This is a genomic window from Pseudomonas graminis (assembly GCF_900111735.1).
Lineage (GTDB): Bacteria > Pseudomonadota > Gammaproteobacteria > Pseudomonadales > Pseudomonadaceae > Aquipseudomonas > Aquipseudomonas graminis.
The window spans coordinates 16,932-36,769 of the sequence record NZ_FOHW01000003.1 but is presented as its reverse complement, the minus strand read 5'-3'; the positions used below and the strand labels follow the sequence as shown (position 1 = coordinate 36,769).

At 62.4% G+C, this 19,838-nt stretch carries 18 protein-coding genes; 11 read left to right on the top strand and 7 right to left on the bottom strand.

The window, feature by feature from the left end:
- The first annotated feature begins 144 nt into the window (after positions 1–144).
- Positions 145–462, top strand: coding sequence for a hypothetical protein (locus tag BMY98_RS03675; protein ID WP_074884864.1), 318 nt, complete (start codon positions 145–147; stop codon positions 460–462).
- Here BMY98_RS03675 and BMY98_RS03670 read toward each other — a convergent pair whose 3' ends face one another.
- Entirely contained in the window at positions 463–1,401 is a 939-nt protein-coding gene (locus BMY98_RS03670; protein WP_074884862.1) for a PI-PLC domain-containing protein, read from the bottom strand. It abuts the gene before it with no gap.
- Between the two features lie 214 nt (positions 1,402–1,615).
- A complete protein-coding gene (locus BMY98_RS03665; protein ID WP_074884859.1) occupies positions 1,616–2,518 on the bottom strand; it encodes a LysR family transcriptional regulator in 903 nt (300 codons plus the stop codon).
- 99 nt (positions 2,519–2,617) lie between these two features.
- On the opposite strand from BMY98_RS03665, the gene BMY98_RS03660 reads away from it, so the two are divergent.
- Positions 2,618–3,790, top strand: coding sequence for an aspartate aminotransferase family protein (locus BMY98_RS03660; protein ID WP_074884857.1), 1,173 nt, complete (start codon positions 2,618–2,620; stop codon positions 3,788–3,790).
- Between the two features lie 567 nt (positions 3,791–4,357).
- Here BMY98_RS03660 and BMY98_RS03655 read toward each other — a convergent pair.
- The 3 genes from BMY98_RS03655 to BMY98_RS03645 form a co-directional block, all read right to left on the bottom strand.
- Positions 4,358–5,608 carry a M20/M25/M40 family metallo-hydrolase gene (locus tag BMY98_RS03655; RefSeq protein WP_074884854.1) on the bottom strand — a complete coding sequence of 417 codons (1,251 nt, stop codon included), beginning with the start codon at positions 5,606–5,608 and terminating at the stop codon, positions 4,358–4,360.
- Between the two features lie 222 nt (positions 5,609–5,830).
- Positions 5,831–6,751 (bottom strand): hypothetical protein, encoded by a 921-nt coding sequence (locus BMY98_RS03650; protein WP_074884852.1) that lies wholly within the window; start codon positions 6,749–6,751, stop codon positions 5,831–5,833.
- Entirely contained in the window at positions 6,748–7,443 is a 696-nt protein-coding gene (locus BMY98_RS03645; protein WP_074884849.1) for a hypothetical protein, read from the bottom strand. Before BMY98_RS03645 ends, BMY98_RS03650 begins: the two co-directional genes overlap by 4 nt.
- A 233-nt stretch (positions 7,444–7,676) precedes the next feature.
- On the opposite strand from BMY98_RS03645, the gene BMY98_RS03640 reads away from it, so the two are divergent.
- A complete protein-coding gene (locus BMY98_RS03640) occupies positions 7,677–10,046 on the top strand; it encodes a DNA polymerase II (protein WP_074884847.1) in 2,370 nt (789 codons plus the stop codon).
- Between the two features lie 24 nt (positions 10,047–10,070).
- Here BMY98_RS03640 and BMY98_RS03635 read toward each other — a convergent pair whose 3' ends face one another.
- Positions 10,071–10,970, bottom strand: a complete 900-nt coding sequence (locus BMY98_RS03635) for a LysR family transcriptional regulator (protein ID WP_074884844.1) — start codon at positions 10,968–10,970, stop codon at positions 10,071–10,073.
- A gap of 94 nt (positions 10,971–11,064) precedes the next feature.
- On the opposite strand from BMY98_RS03635, the gene BMY98_RS03630 reads away from it, so the two are divergent.
- A complete protein-coding gene (locus BMY98_RS03630) occupies positions 11,065–11,520 on the top strand; it encodes a (R)-mandelonitrile lyase (protein ID WP_139214430.1) in 456 nt (151 codons plus the stop codon).
- 165 nt (positions 11,521–11,685) lie between these two features.
- Here the strand turns inward: BMY98_RS03630 and BMY98_RS03625 are convergent, their stop codons facing one another.
- Positions 11,686–12,555, bottom strand: coding sequence for an isocitrate lyase/PEP mutase family protein (locus BMY98_RS03625; protein ID WP_074884839.1), 870 nt, complete (start codon positions 12,553–12,555; stop codon positions 11,686–11,688).
- Positions 12,556–12,593: 38 nt separating this feature from the next.
- On the opposite strand from BMY98_RS03625, the gene BMY98_RS27245 reads away from it, so the two are divergent.
- The 7 genes from BMY98_RS27245 to xylB all read left to right on the top strand — a co-directional run bounded on the left by BMY98_RS27245 (position 12,594) and on the right by xylB (position 19,825).
- On the top strand, positions 12,594–12,881 hold the full coding sequence (locus BMY98_RS27245) for a hypothetical protein (protein WP_175514139.1): 288 nt from the start codon (positions 12,594–12,596) through the stop codon (positions 12,879–12,881).
- Complete coding sequence (locus BMY98_RS03620; RefSeq protein WP_074884836.1) at positions 12,865–13,185, top strand: helix-turn-helix domain-containing protein; 321 nt, start codon at positions 12,865–12,867, stop codon at positions 13,183–13,185. The genes BMY98_RS27245 and BMY98_RS03620 overlap by 17 nt, the downstream gene beginning before the upstream one ends.
- A gap of 370 nt (positions 13,186–13,555) precedes the next feature.
- Positions 13,556–15,085 (top strand): sugar ABC transporter ATP-binding protein, encoded by a 1,530-nt coding sequence (locus BMY98_RS03615; RefSeq protein WP_074885328.1) that lies wholly within the window; start codon positions 13,556–13,558, stop codon positions 15,083–15,085.
- A gap of 159 nt (positions 15,086–15,244) precedes the next feature.
- Positions 15,245–16,237 carry an ABC transporter permease subunit gene (locus BMY98_RS03610; RefSeq protein ID WP_074884833.1) on the top strand — a complete coding sequence of 331 codons (993 nt, stop codon included), beginning with the start codon at positions 15,245–15,247 and terminating at the stop codon, positions 16,235–16,237.
- Positions 16,238–16,301: 64 nt separating this feature from the next.
- Positions 16,302–17,243, top strand: a complete 942-nt coding sequence (locus BMY98_RS03605) for an ABC transporter substrate-binding protein (protein WP_074884830.1) — start codon at positions 16,302–16,304, stop codon at positions 17,241–17,243.
- A gap of 26 nt (positions 17,244–17,269) precedes the next feature.
- Complete coding sequence (locus BMY98_RS03600) at positions 17,270–18,268, top strand: LacI family DNA-binding transcriptional regulator (RefSeq protein ID WP_074884827.1); 999 nt, start codon at positions 17,270–17,272, stop codon at positions 18,266–18,268.
- A gap of 72 nt (positions 18,269–18,340) precedes the next feature.
- Positions 18,341–19,825, top strand: a complete 1,485-nt coding sequence (xylB, locus tag BMY98_RS03595) for a xylulokinase (RefSeq protein WP_074884825.1) — start codon at positions 18,341–18,343, stop codon at positions 19,823–19,825.
- Positions 19,826–19,838 lie beyond the last annotated feature (13 nt).

The window sequence follows — 19,838 nt, the reverse complement described above, 5'->3', positions numbered from 1 at the left end:
GGATGCCGTTCATGCGCCGATTTAAACAGCTACTTGCGGGGCGCCTGGTGACGGTCATTCGTCATCGAAATTCCGCTAAAGCGCTGGTTCGGTGTTGCCTCTCACCGCTGCCCAGCGGATCAATGAGGCAGAGAAAACGACACTATGAGCCGTCATTCCCACCCGCGTCCCCTCGTCCGTCTGGCCCCCATCGCCAGCCAGTTCAATCGTCGTAATCCGCAAATCCTTCTGGGCGGTGCCCACCAGCCGACGCTCCTGCGTTATCTCGACGGCTGGCCGCGTCGCCAGGGCGGCCCGCACGCCTTTCTCATTCAGTTCATCGAAACCAACGACGCCCTTGAGCGCTTCAGCAATGACCAGTTTGATCTGGCGGTGATTCAGGCGCCCACGGCCGAGCGCGCGGAGGCGGTGATTCACCAACTGATCCGCGTCGCCCGACAGGGTCTGATTACCCGTTGCTGATCACCCGTTGCGGGCGGTTCGCCGCCTGGGTTGCAGCGGCAGATCGGGATGGCGCAGGTGGAAACCCGCACGCACAGCGTTCGCGTGACGGCAATGAGCGATCAGCGAACTGCGCAGGGTCCAGTCGGTGTTGATGAGGTAGAAATTCTGGATGAAGCTGTTTTCATCCGTCGACGCAAACCACTGATCGATCTTCAGGCTCAAGTCACTGGGCGCGTGCAGCGGCAGTGAGTATTTCGCGCACTGGATGGCGGTCAGGCTGAACTCCGGTTTGTTTTCCACCGCAACTTCATTGACGAACGCCTTCAGGGTGTTGGTGTTGAACAGGGTCTCCCCCGGCCAGCGTTGCTTGACCCCGGGCCACAACAGCTCGTCAACCGAAGCACGGTTGTAGGAGAGCACGAGATTCTTGCCCGGATGATCCCGCCAGATGCCTTCCAGGGTCAGCTTGTGCAAAGACCGAGGCACGGCTCTTGGGCCGAGGCTTTTCGTCAGCAGGCTCTGAAATTCCCGGTGCGTGACCTCGGTGAAATCCTTGAACTGGTGAAAGTCCAGGATGACCAGTTCCCGGGCTGGGGAGCCATTTTGCTCAAGCTCCTGATAGAACGCGTCGACGCACGCCAGAATGTCCCCGGCGACCGTGCGCCCCGACGAGGTCAGGTGGAACAGCTGGAATCGCCGCGGGTCACCCTTTTCGTACTTTGAATAAAACGCCACGCGCAAATCCAGCGCGCGCACCCCTTGGCGCAGTTGTTCCAGGGGCGCGACGTCCTGGGCTTTCTCTTGCGGAATACCGGCGTTGGGGGAGAGCTTGTCGCTGCCGGCATTGTGGGCGCCGGGGAGGATCAGTTGGTCGATGCGCAACCGCGCGAGTTCGGGGATCTGCGCCATCCAGTCGAGATGGGGCGGGCGGGATGCAGCGGATGAGTTGAGGGGCATAGTGTCATTCCTTGACGTGTCATGGAGCTCCGGGAGCGGAGCGGCCTGAGCGATGAGTCGCTCGAAAGTCCTTTTCTGAAGTCTGGCCCTGGCCTCGCCGGCGTCAACCGCACCAAAGGCTCATGACTGTGTCGTGATGTAAGCGCGGGGTCCGAACCGAGGCGTTAAACGACGCCGGGGCTGCTCGGGTAGGCGGCGGGCTGGACGTGACGGCTCATTTGCCCCAGGCGCGCAACGCATGTTCGACAAACTGCCGCACCTTGGGCAGGCGATAGCGGTCCTGAGGGTACATCAGCCACAGCGTGCGGCTGGGCGGTTGGTAATCCTGCAGCAGCGGCACGAGCTTTCCGCCGGCGATGTCCTCGCTGATCAGCACGTCAGGCAGCATCGACACGCCCATTCCGGCCAGGACGGCCTGGCGCAGCGCCGGCGTGCTGTTGACGATCATCGAGCCCGACACCGGCACTTCCATCACCCCGTCGGGCCCGGTCAGGCGCCACAGTTTTTCGGCGGCACGCCAGTCGTCGCCTGCCGGATAGGCGAACGCGAGGCAGTCGTGGTCACGCAGGTCATCGGCGGTCTTCGGCGTGCCCCGGCGTTTCAGGTATGAGGGCGCCGCGCAGATAGTCAGGGTGTAGTCCTGCAGCGGCCGGGCGATCAAGGCCGATGACTCCGGGGTGCCGAGGCGAATGGCGGCGTCGAAACCGTGCTCGATCAGGTCCATCGTCTGGTTGCTGAGTACCACCTCCACTTTGATCTCCGGGTAACGCTGGACGAAATCGCTGAGCAGCGGCGCCAGGCGTTCGGCGCCGAAGGCCGGCGGCGCGGTGACACGCAGCATGCCGCTGGGCTCGGTCTGGGCCTGTTCGGCCATGCGTTCGGAGTCGTTGACCAGCCCGAGTACTTCGACGCAACGCCGGTAGTATTCCAGGCCGAACTCGGTCAGATTCTGCCGACGCGTGGTGCGCTGCAACAGGCTGACGCCGAGGCGTTGCTCCAGGGCTTTCAGGTGATTGCCGACCATGGTCGTCGACATTTCGCACTGGCGCGCGGCTGCGGTCATGCTGCCGCCTTCCACCACTTTGACGAACACCGTCATTGCCAGAAACACGTCCATTATCAAGCCCTGCTTTAAAGTCATCGAAGGATGGCGATCTTTATACATCAGAACGGGCTAACGATACTGGCTCCACTTACCCGTGATGGAGCCACCGACATGACCGCCGCCTGCCTGATGAACACTTACAAACCGATGCCCTTGAGCTTCATTCGTGGCGAAGGCGCGCGGCTGTGGGATGACAGTGGCCGTCAGTACCTGGACGCCGTCGCGGGTGTCGCCGTGACCAACGTCGGCCACAGCCACCCGCAGATTGTCGCGGCGATCAGCGATCAGGCCGGGTTGCTCTTGCACACGTCCAACCATTACCGCATCGACTGGCAGCAGAAATTGGCGCAACGGTTGACGCAACTGTCAGGTCTGGAACAGGTGTTTTTCAACAATTCCGGCGCCGAGGCCAACGAAACAGCGCTAAAGCTGGCGCGTTTGTATGGCTGGGCCAAGGGCATCGAGCATCCGCTGGTGCTGGTGATGGATAACGCCTTTCACGGCCGCACCCTGGGCACATTGTCGGCCAGTGATAACGGCGCCGCACGGCTGGGTTATCAGCCGATGTCGGGTGAGTTCGTGAAGGTGGCGTTTGGCGACATGGCCGCTGTTGAGGGTGCGACGAAGGTGTATGGCGAGCGGATTGTCGCGGTGCTGGTCGAGCCGGTTCAGGGGGAGGGTGGTGTGGCGTTGCCGCCGCCGGGTTATCTGAAGGCCCTTCGCGTCCATTGCACTCAAAACGGCTGGCTGATGATGCTCGACGAGATCCAGACCGGCATTGGCCGGACCGGGCGCTGGTTTGCGTTTGAGCATGAGGGGATCGTGCCGGATGTGATGACGCTGGCGAAGGCGTTGGGCAATGGCATTCCCATCGGTGCGTGTCTGGCGACGGCGGCGGTGGCGCGGTTGTTCACGCCGGGCAGTCATGGCAGTACGTTTGGCGGTAATCCGTTGGCGTGTCGGGTGGGTTGTACGGTGTTGGATATCGTTGAGGGGGAGGGACTGTTGCGTAATGCGGCGGTGCAGGGTGAGCGGCTGCTGGCGGGGTTGCACGCCGGGCTGGCGGGGCACGCTGATGTGGCGCAGGTGCGGGGGATGGGGTTGATGATCGGGGTTGAGTTGAGGCGGCCGATTCGGGATGTGTGTCTGGTGGCAGCGCAGGAGTATGGGGTGTTGATCAATGTGACGCGGGGGCAGACGATTCGGCTGTTGCCGCCGTTGGTGATTGATGGGGAAGAAGTGGACCGGATTGTGGCAGGTGTTGTAGGCGCGCTTCGCGGTTGAGGTTTTTTAAGATCAAGAGCGTCTGCCTGGGGGCAGACTGTTTCGCCTTCGGCGAGTTACTTGGAAAAGCACCCCAAGTAACCAAGGGTGCTTGCTCCTGGTTAGGTCCCTCCTCCGTCGGGATACCCTCACTCCGACGACGCTCCGTGGGCCCGCGCCGAACGGACATCCATGTCCTGACGGCGCTCTCGCGGCATCCATGCCGCTCGGCCCACTCCGCGTCGTCTGCGTTCAGCCTGCACCCAAGTCGCGATTGGCGGTGACTGGGCTTTTTGCGTATGAAGATCAAAAGCAGATCAAGGTCAAAAGCAGATCAAGATCAAAAGCAGATCAAGATCAAAAGCTTCCCGGCTGAAGCCGGTCCTACAGTCCGAGCCAATCCCACAGGCTGCACGCGCTGCTGTTTGTGGGACCGGCTTTAGCCGGGAAGAGGCCAGTCCAGGCACCATCAATCTTGCGGTCCTATGCCTGATCGTTCCCACGCTCCGCGTGGTAATGCCGCCTCTGACGCTCCGCGTCCCACCGGAACTGGCTTTTCAGTAAGCCCTGAGGAGCGTCAGCCCCGCTCTATTTCCCGGACAATTCCATGATCATCGCCGCGGTCAGGTAGAGCCTCGGGGCGATGCTGGTGAGGTCGATGTATTCGTCGTCGGCGTGGAGGCCGGCGCCGACGACGCCCATTGTTTCAAGGACGGCGGGTTTCTGGCTGTTTGGGACGTAGGCGTAGCCGGCGTCGGTGCCGAAGCGCATGGCGATGGGTTCGAGGGTGCGGCCGGTTTTGGCGTAGATCGCTTGCGCCGTTTTCGCGAGGTCGTCGGTCGCTGGGTTTTTGGCCAGTGGGGGGCGGCCTTTGTCGAGGCGGAAGGTGACGTCGGTGCCGTCGATCATTTTGCCCTGGACGATGCGCTGTCCGTCGGCCAGCACGCGGTCGGATTCGCTCAGGTCGGAGTAGCGCATGTCGCCTTCGGCCGCGGCGCTGGAGGGGATGATGTTGCGTTTCTCGCCGCCTTTGATCAGCGTCCAGTTCACCGTTGTGCCCTTGGCCGCGTCACCCAGGTCCTTGAGCTGCACCAGTTGGTGGGCCAGTTCCATGGCGGCGTTGCGCCCGGCTTCCGGCGCAGAACCGGCGTGGGAGGACTTGCCTTTAACATCGACGAACACGCCGTTGATGCCGTTGGTGGCGACCGTCACGGCGTCCTTGTCCGGTGGCTCGAACGAGAACACGTAGTCGTGCTTGCGGGCCAGTTCGGCGATCAGTTTTTTCGAGCCGGCGGAGCCCGTTTCTTCGTCGGGATTAAACAACACGGTGATCGTGCCGAAGTCCTTGAATTTCTCGTCTTCCAGCAGCTTCAGGGTATGCAGCACCATGGCCACTCCACCTTTGGCATCGGCGACACCGGGGCCATACGCATGCTCGCCGTCGACGCGGAACGGTCGCTTGGCGGCGGTGCCCGGACCGAACACGGTGTCGTAATGGATCATCAGCAGAAAGGATTTGCTGCCCGTGCCCTTCAGGGTGCCGACGATGTTATCGCCCGCTGACGGCGTCGCTGGCGTGGTTTCCACCGTTGCGCCCAGAGCCTTGAGGCGTTCGACCAGCACCGCGCTGACCATTTTCAGGCCGGGTGCCTGACCTGTCCCGGTGTCGATGTCGACCAGTTGTTTCACGGTGGCCAGGTAGGGTTTCTGCTCGGCCTCGGCCTTTTTCAACAATGGCTCGGGGGAGACATCGGCGGCATAGGCGCCGCTAGCAAAAAAGCCGCCGCTGAACAGCGCGGCGAGGATGGAAGCAGTCAGAGCGGTGCGTCGAACGTGCATGCTGGATCCCTCAGATGATGGTCGAGTTGTTGTGATGTCCAGAGGACCCACATCGTTCCCGCAGGATAGGGCGTCGGGCCATCAGTTCCTCGATCCTTTCGCACCGCCCGGATCGCCAAAATCCGTTCCCTGACGCAGCGCATTCTTGCCGCCGCTGCGCCTTCCGATGGCATGTGCCGTGGAATCCGGAGCAGGGATCGGATCTTCCCTAACGTGCGCAGATCATGGCTGCACAGCGGGCGCGCCAGCGATTTGTTGGAGGAGAGGGACGTTGTGGGTGCCTTCCAGTTGGACGGGCGCTGAACGCACTGCGCCGTCCAGGCTTCGATAGCGGGTGTAGCCGTCAGTGGAAGACAGCAGTTGGCCGCGCTCGACATGGCGCTGGCCGTTGAGCACGTAGCGCAGGGTCTGCTCCTTTCCCGCCACACCTTGAGTCTGGATATCCTGGGCGAGCACCTTCATCGACTCGTCAATGCATCCATCCAGCACCTCCATGACCTTGTTAAGGTCAAGCTCTCCGTCGTCCACACATCCCACTCCGCAGCGTCGGAAGGACTGACTGATGACCTCGATGCGAGCGTGGTACAGCGCAGAGCCGGCGATGTCCTGCAATTCGATCTCATTAAACAGCCGAAAGCTGGCCCGATCCGCTTCCAGGATGATGTTGGGGCGGATGAGCAAACGACCTGCAATCGCATTCGGCGCGGGCCGCAGTCCGGCATTGATGCTGGCCTGGCGGTACCTAGCCTGCAAGCGGGTGTCCAGAGGCTGACCGCCGATCAGCGCGGCCATGGGCTGAGCGTCTTTGCGGGCCTCGTCGCGTGCATTGCGCTCCAGTGTGGCGCTGCCCATCTGGGTACTCAGCGCGCTGACGACCAGCAGTCCGGCGAGGCCGGTGCCGCGAGCCGCGTTGACAACGTTCTGGCTGGTCTGCTGAGCCGTCAGAGCAGTCTTGGCGTCGATGATCATTGACGCCGTGACCAGATCTTTGGCCGGCACTTGCACATCAACCAAGACGCCGTGATCGTTGATATAGCGCAGCGCCAGCGGGTCATTAAAGCTGCGCGAAGGTGCTGAAGACTGAGCGCAGCCGGCCAGCGCCAGGCTCAAGCCGAGCGCGGCCAGGAGGTACTTCGGGCTCATTTGTTGAACGCTGACAGCACTTGCTGACGGCTACCGTCGACGGCCTGATAGAAAGCGTTGGAAAGATTGCTGTAACCCGGCTGGTCCCATTCACCCTGGGCAGGCTGGACGACCGCGAAAGGCTTGTACCAGACCAGGCGGCTGTCTTTAGGGTCCACCAGCATGCCGATGCCGCCCACTTGTGGCGTCGGGACGCTGGTAGGCACCACACTGTAGTAGCTGCGGAACGCACCGGTTGTGGTGTAGGAGATCAGCAGCACGCGATCAACGCCGTAACGGCTCTGCAGTTCGCTGATGTTGCGCGCCAGGTAGCCTTCGCGCTTTTCCGTTTCCTTGAATTTCGTCAGGTCGATCAGGTCAGGAATGCGCTTGGCGTTAAGGCCCTTGGCTTTGAGGCTGGCGACCACCTCGTCAGGCAGGGTCTCCAGGTCGTGCAACTCCCATGCGCTGACCTGATCGCTCAATTTGCTGTTGATCCCTTTATTGATCGCCAGCTCCAGCAGACCTTGGTTGCCGATCAGTGCCAGTTGCGGCGGCGGCAGCGGGCTCAGGGCAACGCCAATGACCGGACTCTTGTCATTCCAGAATTGGGCGTCGAGGTCGATGGGCTTCTGAACGAAGCTGGAGCAGCCGGAGAGTGTGGCGAACAGCAAAACGAGGGCGAGACAATGGCGGGCAGTGCGTAAAAGCATGGGTCAAATCCCTTTGATGGTGACTGATGTGTGTCCAGACATGACCGGCATGTCGTGCTGGCATGATGCCACAAAACCGTTTATTGACGTCAAGATATTTACGCATTGGAGGCACTAATCACGCTTTGCAGTGTCAGCGCACCGCGCCGCGCTTTCCCGTGGCATTCACCGTAGAATCCACGTCTGAAATAAGTAGAATCCGGACCCGGATAAAAAGCGACGAGGTTGCAGCGGTGGATTTACAGCAGGGCTTCGTCCTGACCCGGCATTGGCGTGATACGGACGCCGGCACCGAGGTTGAATTCTGGCTGGCCACCGATGAGGGGCCGCGTCAGGTGCGCCTGCCGTACCAAACCTCTGTCGCGTTTATCCCGGCGCAGCACCGCGAACGCGCCGAAGCCGTGTTGCGCAACGAGCGCCATGTCGAGCTCAAGCCGCTGGAACTGTGTGATTTCCGCCACCGTCCGGTGCTTGGGCTTTACACGCGGCAACATCGACATCTGATGAACCTGGAAAGCGATCTGCGCAAAGCCAGCGTCGATGTCTACGAAGCCGATATCCGCCCGCCCGAGCGTTACCTGATGGAGCGCTTCATTACCGCGCCGGTGCAGTTCGGCGGACGGCCGGACGCCAGTGGCCTGTTGCTGGACGCGCAACTCAGGCCTGATCCCGGTTACCGACCAACCCTGAAACTGGTGTCCCTGGACATCGAAACCACGGAGCGCGGCGAGCTATATTGCATCGGCCTGCACGGCTGCGGCGAGCGTCAGGTGTACATGCTCGGCCCGGCCAACGGCGATGACGCCCAGGTGAATTTCAAGCTCGAATACTGCGACACCCGCGTCGCGCTGCTGGAGAAACTCAACGAATGGATGGCCCGCCATGACCCGGACGGGATCATCGGCTGGAACGTGGTGCAGTTCGATTTGCGCGTGCTGCACGAGCACTCGCGGCGCTTGAATGTGCCGCTGCGCCTGGGTCGCGGCGGCGAGGTGATGACCTGGCGCGAACACGGCGCGCGCAACAATCACTTTTTCGCGGCGGCGGCCGGGCGGCTGATCATCGATGGCATCGAGGCGCTGCGTTCGGCGACCTGGAGCTTTCCCTCGTTCAGTCTGGAAAACGTGTCGCAAACGCTGCTCGGCGAAGGCAAGGCCATCGACAATCCGTACCAGCGCATGGACGAGATCAACCGCATGTTCGCCGAGGACAAGCCGGCGCTGGCGCGGTACAACCTCAAGGATTGCGAACTGGTTACGCAGATTTTTGCCAAGACCGAGCTGCTGACCTTCCTCCTCGAACGCGCGACGGTGACCGGCCTGCCGGTGGATCGAAGCGGCGGCTCGGTGGCCGCGTTCGAGCATTTGTACATCCCGCTGATGCACCGCCAGGGCTTCGTCGCGCCGAACCTGGGCGAGCGCATGCCGGAAGCCAGCCCCGGCGGTTTCGTCATGGACTCACGGCCCGGGCTGTACGAATCGGTGTTGGTCCTTGATTACAAAAGCCTGTATCCGTCGATCATCCGCACGTTCCTGATTGACCCCGTGGGCTTGATCGAAGGTCTCAAGCATCCCGACGACAGTGAGTCGGTGGAAGGCTTCCGCGGCGCGCGTTTTTCCCGGACCCGGCACTGTCTGCCGGCCATCGTCTCGCGGGTGGCCGAAGGGCGCGAAGTGGCCAAGCGCGAGCGTAATGCGCCACTGTCCCAGGCCCTGAAAATCATCATGAACGCCTTCTACGGCGTGCTGGGTTCCAGCGGCTGCCGGTTCTTCGACACGCGGCTGGCATCGTCGATCACCCTGCGCGGGCACGCGATCATGCACCAGACGCGGATGCTGATCGAAGCACAGGGCTATGAAGTGATTTACGGCGATACCGACTCGACCTTTGTCTGGCTGAAAAAAGCCCACGAGCAGGAAGACGCGGCACAGATCGGCAGCGCGCTGGTCCGGCAGGTCAACGATTGGTGGCGTGCTCATGTGAAGGAGGAATATGGGCTGGAGAGTGCGCTTGAGCTGCAATTCGAAACCCACTTCAAGCGCTTCCTCATGCCGACCATTCGCGGCGCGGAGGAGGGCAGCAAAAAGCGCTACGCAGGCTTGGTGACGCGCGCCAACGGCGAAGACGAAATGGTTTACAAGGGGCTGGAGGTGGTGCGCACCGACTGGTCACCGCTGGCCCGGACCTTTCAGCAGGAACTCTATTTGCGGATTTTCCAGCGTCAGCCCTTTCAGGAATACATTCGCGAGTACGTGGGCCGAACCCTGGCCGGGGAGCTCGACGGGCAGCTGATCTATCGCAAGCGCCTGCGCCGGGCCCTCGACGATTACGAACGCAACGTGCCGCCCCATGTGCGCGCTGCGCGGCTGGCCGATGAGTACAACCGCCAGCAGGGTCGGCCGTTGCAGTACCAGAATGGCGGCTGGATCAGCTACGTGATCACCGTGGCCGGACCCGAGCCGCTGGAAGTGCGGACGGCGGCCATCGACTACGACCACTACATCAGCAAACAGCTGCAGCCGATTGCCGACGCGATCCTGCCGTTCGTGATCTCGCGGACGATCGATCTGAGTTCTCAGGATCAGTTCAGCTTCGACTTCTGAACCCTTTTTTTCTGACCCGTCTTCTCACGCCAGCGGATTGATCCGCAGCGCCTCCAGCACCACGCGAAACGCCGCCGTGTGCTGGCGCCGGCTGGGGTAGTAAAGGTGGTAGCCCACGAACGGCTCGCACCAGTCCGCGAGTACCTCCACGAGTTCGCCCTGCTCGATATGCCCGGCCACCAGGCCCTCGGGAAGCTGCGCCAGACCGATGCCGTCCAGGCAAACCTGCAGAATCTGAAACACGCTGTTCATGATCAACGGGCCGTCGACGCGCACGCGGATATCACGGCCGTCTTTGGCGTACTCCCATTGATACAGCGCGCCGTGGGTCGGCAGGCGCAGGTTGATGCAGCGATGGCGGGGCAGGTCTTCCGGCACGTGCGGTGTGGCGTGTCTCGCGAGGTAATCGGGGGACGCCACGGTCATCAGCCGCAACGGCGGGGCGATCGGCGCAGCGATCATGTCCGCCGCGAGGGTGTCACCCAGGCGCACGCCGGCATCGATGCGCTGGGCAACGATGTCGGTCAGGCCGTAGTCGGTGACCAGCTCGATGGTCATGTCAGGGTATAGGTCGAGCAAGGGTTTGAGGCGGGGCCAAAGCACGTAACGTGCGGCGAATTCGTCGGCGGTGATGCGGACCGTGCCGGAAGGCCGCGCGCTGTGCTCGATGGCGGCGTTGATCTGTTCCTCGATGCCGTCCAGCAGCGGCGCCAGTCCCTTGAATAACTGCTCGCCGGCCTCGGTGCGGGTCACGCTGCGGGTGGTGCGGGTGAGCAGGCGAACGCCGAGACGCTCCTCAAGCAGGCGCATGGTCTGGCCGACGGCGGAGGGTGAGATGCCCAGCGCGGCGGCGGCGCGGGTGAAATTGCCCTCGCGGCCCACTGCAACGAACACGGCCAGATCATCGAGTTTGTAATCCGCCATTGCGAAGCGCTCCTTCATTCTGATCGAAGCATTCTACGGATACTGCCGCTAATTCGCGCTTGTTACGCTGGCTGCACACTTTCTGGAGATCCTTATGAATGCCACTGTGAGCGCCACTGATACCTCTGATGAAGACATGCAAATCCACCGCGCCGGCTCGGCCAAGGCCATCAAGGGCCCGGCAGACTGGTTCACCGGCGACGTGCGCATCGACCGGATTTTCAACGCGCCGGCACCGGCGCGGGTCGGTCTGGCCATCGTGAATTTCCAGCCCGGCGCGCGCACCAACTGGCATACCCACCCGCTGGGGCAGATTTTGCTGGTCACCGACGGCGTCGGCTGGACCCAGTGCGAAGGCGGGCCGAAAACCGAAATCCGCCCGGGCGATCTGATCTGGTGCAACTGCGGCCGTCGTCACTGGCACGGCGCGACCGACACCACCGCCATGCAACACGTCGCGGTCAACGAAGCGCTGGACGGCAAACCGGTGGACTGGCTTGAGCCGGTGACCGAGCAGACCTACCTGGCCGGACCGGTGAAAAAAGACTAAGGGGCTGGTGTCGGACGGGTTGTGTCAGTGGCCCCTTCGGTACTGAACCATTGCATTCGCGGGCAAGCGCGCTCCTACAGGGGCCGCGGTCTGAGGACTGACCTGCGTACTCCACCGATGTCACTCTGCAGAACGCGTGACGCATTCAGGCGTCACGCCAAGGCCTTACTCCTTCACGTCCATGAAATCCTTGGCCCAGGCCACGTAATTTTCCGGGAACGTGTAGGTGTGGGTCAGTTCGGTGGCGCTGTGGTTCGAGGTGCTGTGGGTGACCTGACGTTGGGCGCGGAGGCTGTCGTAGGTGGCCTTGATCGCGGCGAAGTACGCCGCGTGACCGGCGACCACCACCCGCACCCCCAGATCGGCCAGGCGCTGGCGGTCATTGAGTTCCGGGTTGCCGTAGGTCACCAGCATCAGCGGGACGCTGAGCTTTTCCGAAATCTGCTCCAGGTGCTCGAAGTCCTTGATGCCGACGATGCAGATGCCGTCGGCGCCGGCCTTTTCGTAGGCCTGGGTGCGTTCAATGATGTCCTGGACCGGCAGCACGCCGGCATTGGTCCGGGCGACGATCGTCAGTTCCGGGTCGACCCGGGCTTCAAGTGCCGCCTTGACCTTGCCGATGCCTTCTTCGATGGAGACCAGGTCCGTGGATTTGCGCCCGAATTGCGCGGGCAGCAAAGTGTCTTCGATGGTCAGCGCCGCCACACCGGCGCGCTCCAGTTCTTCCACGGTGCGCATGACGTTCAGGGCGTTGCCGTAGCCATGGTCGGCGTCGGCAATGAACGGCAGTTGCGCGACACGGCCGATCCGGGTGGCCTGCTCGACGAACTCGCTCAGGGTAATCAACGCAAAATCCGGTGCTGCCAGCACCTGCAGCGACGCCACCGACCCGCCCAGGATACCGACCTCGAAGCCCAGATCGGCCGCAATGCGCGCAGACATGGGATCGAACACTGAAGCCGTCTCGACGCAGTGCTGCGAAGCCAGCTGCTCACGGAATTTGCGACGCAAAGCGGAGTGGGAAATTCTGGACATAAGGCTTCCTGATTCAGGCCGTCATCGAAATGCCAGCAATGCTACCGCAAATTCAGGCTGAAACGTCTCACCTCGACGAGCGATGTGCATTGATGTGGGTTTGTGGCGGCGCAGGGCTGACCTCCGCGGCACTTGGCAGGACCGCTTCAGCAGGGAAGGCGGCAGCAGCACACCGCAGAATTAAGGGTGACTTCACCGGCCTCTTCCCGGCTGAAGCCGGTCCTACTGACGACCTCGTATACCACTCAGTGTTAGGATTGCAGGCATTACAAATGCTGCTGGATCGACAGGATTTCACGGAGATCTGTCATGAAGAAAAGAATTGAGAGCGAAGCGTTGGCCTCTGTGCACGAGTCCGCCAGTGCTCTGCTGGATATAGGTGCCATCGATAAAGCAACGATGCGCGAGTTTGATCAGCACTGCATCGCCGAGGTCCCGGCTGACATAGACCCGGCACAGATCAAAGCCATTCGCGAGCAAAGTCATGTCAGTCAGCCCGTATTTGCCCGCTATCTGAACACCAGTACCTCCACGATCAAACAGTGGGAAGCCGGGTCCAAGCGTCCCGGTGGCATGGGGTTGAAGCTGCTGAGCATCGTTCAGAAGCACGGCCTGGAGGTTCTCGCCTGAGCGGGCTGATGATCACCAAACCAAGGGTGATCATCACGATTTCTTGCCGGCTGAAGCCAGTCCCACTGAAACACCCCTCGCAGTAGGACCGGCTTCAGCCGGGAAGACGCCAAACCTCGCGCCGCATAACCCAAACCGTAAAAAAAGAAGCAAGCGCTTGCGTGAATCGATTCAGCTGTTCTAGGATCCAGCTGTTCCGAAATATTTCAAAGCAATTCCCGAGTGCCACCCGCAAAGAGGTGGCCCAGGCATAAAAACAAGAAACCTCGGAGATTCACATGATCAGCTCGTCTGCTCGATTGCCGCGTGTGCTGTCCGCGTTTGCCCCCTCTGACTCATCGGCCGTCCGGCCATGAGTGCCGTCCTCTCTCTGTCTCCTCAGCCCGTGCTGGAAATGACTGCCATTTCCAAGACCTTCAATGGCCTGCGCGTGCTGAAAAATGTCGCCCTGAAGGTGTACGCCGGTGAGGTTCATGCCCTGATGGGCGAGAACGGCGCGGGCAAGTCGACGCTGATGAAGATTCTGTCCGGTGCCTATCAGGCCGATGCCGGTGGCGAGATCCGAATCGACGGCAAGGCTCTGAGCGCATTCGACCCCTTGTCTGCCAAAGCGCGCGGCATTGCGGTGATCTATCAGGAACTGAGCCTCTGCCCGAACCTCAGCGTCGCCGAGAATATTTATCTGGGCCGCGAATTGCGCCGTGGCTGGAGCATCGACCGCAAGGCGATGGAAGCCGGTTGCGTTGACGTGCTGGTGCGACTGGGCGCCGATTTCAAACCCTCCACCAAGGTCAGCGTGCTGTCCATTGCCGAGCGGCAACTGGTGGAGATTGCCCGGGCGCTGCACGCCAATGCGAAAATCCTGGTGATGGACGAGCCGACCACGCCGCTGTCGTCCCGGGAGACCGATCGCCTGTTTGCGCTGATCAAACAGCTGCGTGATCAGGGCCTGGCGATCATCTACATCAGCCATCGCATGGCCGAAATCTACGAGTTGTCGGACCGAGTGTCGGTGCTGCGCGACGGCGAGTACGTCGGCATGCTGGAGCGCGACGCGCTGTCGGCCGAGGCGCTGGTGAAGATGATGGTCGGCCGCGACCTGTCCGGTTTCTACAAAAAAGAACATGCCGCCTACGACCCCGGCGCGGTGGTGATGCGCGTGCGCGACATGGCCGATGGCAAGCGCGTCAAGCCTTGCAGCTTCGATCTCCATGCGGGCGAAGTGCTGGGCATCGCCGGGCTGGTCGGGGCAGGGCGCACGGAACTGGCGCGACTGATTTTCGCTGCCGACCCACGCACCTCCGGCACCCTCGAAGTGGCCGGGAAGGCGATCACTGATCTGCGCAATCCCACCGACGCCATCCGAGCGGGGGTGGTTTACCTGACCGAAGATCGCAAGGCCCAGGGCCTGTTTCTGGACATGAGCGTGCGCGACAACATCAACGTCTGCGCCTGCGTGCCCGACGCCCACACCGGCGGAGTGCTGGATCGCGGCCGTGGCGCGAAACGGGCGATCGAGGCGATTCGTTCGCTGTCGATTCGCGTGGCGTCGGGCAAGGTCAACGTCGGCGCGCTGTCCGGCGGCAATCAGCAAAAGGTGCTGCTGGCGCGGCTGCTGGAGGTCAAGCCCCATGTGTTGATTCTCGACGAGCCCACTCGCGGCGTCGACATCGGCTCCAAGTCCGAGATCTACCGGATCATCAATGAACTGGCCAAGGCCGGCGTCGGCATTGTGGTGATCTCCAGCGAGCTGCCGGAAATCATCGGCACCTGCGATCGCGTGCTGATCATGCGCGAAGGTGAGTTGGTGGCCGAAGTGGGTGGTCACTCCGGGCACGAGATTTCCCAGGAACGGATCATCGATCTGGCAACGGGGAGTGCACAGGTGGCCCATGTCTAGACCCACCTCTCAAGAACGACACGAACAGTGTAGGAGTGAGCTTGCTCGCGATCGCGGTGTGTCAGGCGATGAATACGTGGATGACAGGCCGCAATCGCGGGCAACCGCGCTCCTGCAGGAATCGCAATCTTCCGATAACAATAAAAAGGAAACCAGGCCATGAGTCTGCCCCTGGAAAACTCGCCATCCGTTGCCGCCATCAGCAAACGTGAACGCGTGCGGGAACTGATGCGCACCGTTGGCATGCTGCCGGTGCTGATTCTGTTGCTGATCGGCTTTTCGCTGATGACCGACACCTTCATGAGCTGGCAGAACCTGTCGATCATCACCCAGCAGGCCTCGGTCAACGTGGTGTTGGCGGCCGGCATGACCTTCGTGATTCTGACGGCGGGCATCGACCTGTCCGTGGGCGCGATTCTCGCGGCTTCTGCGGTGGTCGCCCTGCAAGCCTCGATGTCACCGCAGTTCGGCATGCTCGGCATCGCCGCCGGCGTCGGATTCGGCCTGTTGCTGGGGCTGGTCAACGGCGGCCTGATTGCCTTCATGCGCCTGCCGCCGTTCATCGTCACCCTCGGTGCGCTGACGGCGATGCGCGGCCTGGCGCGTCTGCTCGCCGATGACAAAACCGTGTTCAACCCTGACCTGCCGTTCGCCTTTATCGGCAACGATTCGGTGCTCGGCGTGCCGTGGCTGGTGATCATCGCCGTGGCGGTCATCGCGGTGTCCTGGTTCATCCTGCGCCGCACGGTGATGGGCGTGCAGATCTACTCGGTGGGCGGCAATCCCGAAGCGGCGCGCCTGTCCGGGATCAAGGTGTGGAAGGTGTTGCTGTTCGTCTACGCGGTCTCCGGCGCACTGGCCGGGCTCGGCGCCGTCATGAGCGCCTCGCGCCTGTTCGCCGCCAACGGCCTGCAACTGGGCCAGTCCTACGAGCTGGACGCCATCGCGGCGGTGATCCTCGGCGGCACCAGTTTCACCGGCGGCGTCGGCACCATCGGCGGCACCCTGATCGGCGCGCTGATCATCGCGGTGTTGACCAACGGCCTGGTGCTGCTGGGCGTTTCCGATATCTGGCAATACATCATCAAAGGCATCGTGATCATCGGTGCGGTGGCGCTGGATCGTTATCGCCAATCCGGTGCGCGGACCTGATCCAACGCTGTATGGCTGCATGCGTTTCAACGAAGAATCCAACAATAATCACAAGAGAGAACCCATGAACTTCAAACGCAAATTCCCCGCTGTCGTGTCCCTGTGCCTGGCCGCGTTGCTGTCCCAGGGCGTTGAGGCCCGCGAGCTGAAATCCGTCGGCATCACCCTGGGTTCCCTGGGCAACCCGTATTTCGTCACCCTGGCCGACGGCGCCAAGGCCAAGGCCCTGGAGCTCAACCCCAATGTCAAAGTGACCTCTGTCTCCGCCGATTACGACCTGAGCAAGCAGTTCTCGCAGATCGACAACTTCATTGCCTCCGGCGTCGACCTGATCCTGATCAACGCGGTGGACCCGAAGGCCATTGCCTCGGCGGTCAAGAAGGCTCAGGCCGCCGGCATCAAGGTCGTGGCCGTGGACGTCAGCGCAGCCGGCGTCGATGCCACCGTGCAGACCGACAACGTCGAAGCGGGCAAGCTGGCCTGTCAGTTCATCGTCGACAAGCTGTCGGGCAAGGGCAATGTGATCATCCAGAACGGCCCGCAGGTGACGGCCGTGACCGACCGTGTGGCGGGCTGCAAGTCGGCGTTCGCCGCGGCGCCGGACATCAAGATTCTCTCTGAGGATCAGGACGCCAAAGGCTCCCGCGAAGGTGGCCTGAATGCAATGCAGGGTTACCTGACCCGCTTCCCGAAAATCGACGGCCTGTTCGCGATCAACGACCCTCAGGCCATCGGCAGTGACCTGGCGGCCAAGCAGCTGAAACGCAGCGGCATCGTCATCACGTCGGTGGACGGAGCGCCGGACATCGAGCAGGCCCTCAAGGCCGACACCTTGATTCAGGCCTCGGCCAGCCAGGACCCGTGGGCCATGGCGCAGCAGGCGGTGGTCATCGGCAATGACCTGCTCAACGACAAGAAGCCGGCTGAAGCGGTCACCCAGCTGACGCCGAAACTGATCACCCGCGACAACATCGGTTCCTACAGCGGCTGGTCCAGCAAGCACTGAGACGCAGGCCTGAAGGAGTCGGCGCAGTGATCAAGATGGAAGACGTGGCGAAGCGGGCGCGGGTGTCGACGTCAACCGTTTCCCACGTGCTCAACGGCACGCGCAAGGTCAGCGACAAGACGGTGGAAGCGGTGCAGCGGGCGGTTCAGGACTTGGGCTACATCCCCAACACCCTGGCGCGCTCGCTGGCCCGTTCGCGCACCAATACCATTGGCGTGGCGATCTCGGCGCTGTCCAATCACTATTTCAGCGAGACCGTACACTCCATTGAAACCGAATGCGCGCGCCACGGCATCATGATGTTGTTCGTCGACACCCACGACGATCCCGCCCAGGAACTGCGCGTGGTTCAGGCGCTGCACCACCGACGTGTGGACGGCATTCTGCTCGCGCCGTCCAGCGACCCGGAGCAGGCCGCGTTGGCCTACCTGCGCAGCAACGCGATTCCCAGCGTGCTGGTGGACAGAATGGCGGTCGAGGGTTTCGATCAGGTCGGCGTCGAGAATCGCCAGGCCACTTGCGAGCTGGTCGCTCATCTGATCGGTCACGGTCATCGGCGCATCGGCATGATCGCCGGGCATCGCGGCCTGAGCACGACGGAAGAGAGGATCGAGGGCTACCGACAGGCGCTCGTCGAGGCTGATCTGCCGTGGGATCCGCAGTTGCTGATCGACGGCGAGTCGAACAGCGAATCCGCACGGGTCGCCACGTCCGCGCTGTTGCGCCTGAATACGCCGCCCACGGCGATTCTGGCGGCGAATAACCTGATGACCATCGGCGCCATGCACGCCTTGCGTGAGGCCAACATCGACGTGCCTGAGCAACTGGCGCTGGTGGGGTTTGATGATTTCGACTGGGCGGATTTTTTCCTGCCGCGCTTGAGCGTGATTGCTCAGCCGGTGCAGGCCCTGGGCGCGCGGGCGGTGCAGTTGCTGTTACAGCGCATCGATGATCCCGAGGGCAAACGACTGTCGGAGCGACTGGCGCCGACCTTACGGATTCGCAACTCGTGCGGGTGCCCTTGAGCGTCCGCTGCCAGTCACCGGATTTTCAGCCACCGAACGCTCAAGCACCGAACTTTCAGGAACCGAATTTTCATGAATCACCTTGTTTCCCTGGGCATTGACCTCGGCACATCCGAGCTCAAGGCCATTCTCCTGGATGGCGAAGGCGTGGTGCTGGCCCAGGCCGGTGCGCGCGTGGAAGTCAGCCGCCGGCAGTCGGGCTGGTCGGAGCAGAACCCGGCCGATTGGTGGCAGGCCTGCCTGTCTGCGCTCGGGCAGTTGCGGACGAACGATCCTCAGGCATGGGCGCGGGTCGGCTGCATCGGTTTGTCGGGGCAGATGCACGGTGCAGTCATGTTGGATGCGGCGGAGCAGGTGCTGTATCCGGCGATTCTCTGGGACGACTCCCGCGCTGTGCTTCAGGCGTCGCAGTTGAACGAAGACTTCCCGGATTACGCCGACATCACTGGCAGCCTGGCGATGGCCGGGCTCACCGCGCCGAAGCTTCTGTGGATGCAGCAGCACGAACCGCAGGTGTTCGCGCGCATCACCAGCGTGTTGTCGCCGAAGGATTACCTGCGTTTGCTGCTGACCGGCGAGCAGGTGAGTGACATGTCCGACGCCGCCGGCACGTTGTGGCTGAATGTGGCGAAGCGCGAATGGTACGCGCCGATGCTCCACGCCACAGGGCTGACCACCGAGCAGATGCCCCGGTTGCTGGAGGCCGATCAACCGTCGGCCGGGCTGAGTGCCGAGGCAGCGCATGCGTTGGGCTTGCCGCTGGGTCTGCCCGTGGCCGCAGGCGGTGGCGACAACCCGGTTTCCGCGGTGGGCATCGGCGCGATCAACGCCGGTGATGCGTTCGTCACCCTTGGCACCAGCGCGGCGATTGTTGCGATCACGGATCATCCTGCGGGCAACCCGGCCAGCGCCGTGCACAGCTTTTGCCACGCGTTGCCTCAGCGCTGGTACACCATGGGCGCGATGCTGGCCGGGGCGAGCTGCCTGCGCTGGGTCACCCGCTTGTTGGGTCAGCCTGATGAGCAGGCGTTGCTGGATCTGGTTCACGCGCAATTGCCGGTGGATAAGCCTGTGGCTGTTTCCAGTCCGCTGTTTCTGCCGTACCTCGCGGGCGAGCGCACGCCTCACAACGACCCGCTGTTGCGCGGCGGATTCATGAACCTGGCCCATGACAGCACGCCCGCGATGCTGGGTTATGCGGTGCTTGAAGGCGTCGGGTTCGGGCTGCTGGACGCGATGAACGCCACGTTGTCCGCCGGGGCCACGGTCAACGCCTGCGCCCTGGTGGGCGGCGGGGCACGAAGCGAATACTGGGCGCAGTTGCTGGCCAACATCCTTGATCGCGAGGTGTACACCTTGCAGGGCAGCGAACTCAGCGCGTGCATTGGTGCGGCGAAGCTGGGGTTTGTGTCGATCGGGGAGGGAGCTGAGTGGCTGAAGCGGGGGATGGCGGTGAAGGCCCGGTATCAGCCGATGCCGGTGGTGCAGGAAGCTTTGAGCGCGCGTTATGGGAAATTCAAAGGCCTGCTGAGCGCCGCGCAGGGATTGCGTGCCTGACAACATGATGATC

Excerpts from the sequence above, each read along its gene's own strand:
- BMY98_RS03620 (WP_074884836.1), top strand. The coding sequence starts at position 12,865 with ATGAAGAAAAGAATTGAGAGCGAAGCGTTGGCCTCTGTGCACGAGTCC.
- BMY98_RS03625 (WP_074884839.1), bottom strand. The coding sequence starts at position 12,555 with ATGTCCAGAATTTCCCACTCCGCTTTGCGTCGCAAATTCCGTGAGCAG.
- BMY98_RS03655 (WP_074884854.1), bottom strand. The coding sequence starts at position 5,608 with ATGCACGTTCGACGCACCGCTCTGACTGCTTCCATCCTCGCCGCGCTG.
- BMY98_RS03645 (WP_074884849.1), bottom strand. The coding sequence starts at position 7,443 with ATGCTTTTACGCACTGCCCGCCATTGTCTCGCCCTCGTTTTGCTGTTC.
- BMY98_RS03635 (WP_074884844.1), bottom strand. The coding sequence starts at position 10,970 with ATGGCGGATTACAAACTCGATGATCTGGCCGTGTTCGTTGCAGTGGGC.
- BMY98_RS03665 (WP_074884859.1), bottom strand. The coding sequence starts at position 2,518 with ATGGACGTGTTTCTGGCAATGACGGTGTTCGTCAAAGTGGTGGAAGGC.
- BMY98_RS27245 (WP_175514139.1), top strand. The coding sequence starts at position 12,594 with ATGCTACCGCAAATTCAGGCTGAAACGTCTCACCTCGACGAGCGATGT.
- BMY98_RS03610 (WP_074884833.1), top strand. The coding sequence starts at position 15,245 with ATGAGTCTGCCCCTGGAAAACTCGCCATCCGTTGCCGCCATCAGCAAA.
- BMY98_RS03675 (WP_074884864.1), top strand. The coding sequence starts at position 145 with ATGAGCCGTCATTCCCACCCGCGTCCCCTCGTCCGTCTGGCCCCCATC.
- BMY98_RS03650 (WP_074884852.1), bottom strand. The coding sequence starts at position 6,751 with ATGAGCCCGAAGTACCTCCTGGCCGCGCTCGGCTTGAGCCTGGCGCTG.
- xylB (WP_074884825.1), top strand. The coding sequence starts at position 18,341 with ATGAATCACCTTGTTTCCCTGGGCATTGACCTCGGCACATCCGAGCTC.
- BMY98_RS03605 (WP_074884830.1), top strand. The coding sequence starts at position 16,302 with ATGAACTTCAAACGCAAATTCCCCGCTGTCGTGTCCCTGTGCCTGGCC.
- BMY98_RS03630 (WP_139214430.1), top strand. The coding sequence starts at position 11,065 with ATGAATGCCACTGTGAGCGCCACTGATACCTCTGATGAAGACATGCAA.
- BMY98_RS03660 (WP_074884857.1), top strand. The coding sequence starts at position 2,618 with ATGACCGCCGCCTGCCTGATGAACACTTACAAACCGATGCCCTTGAGC.
- BMY98_RS03670 (WP_074884862.1), bottom strand. The coding sequence starts at position 1,401 with ATGCCCCTCAACTCATCCGCTGCATCCCGCCCGCCCCATCTCGACTGG.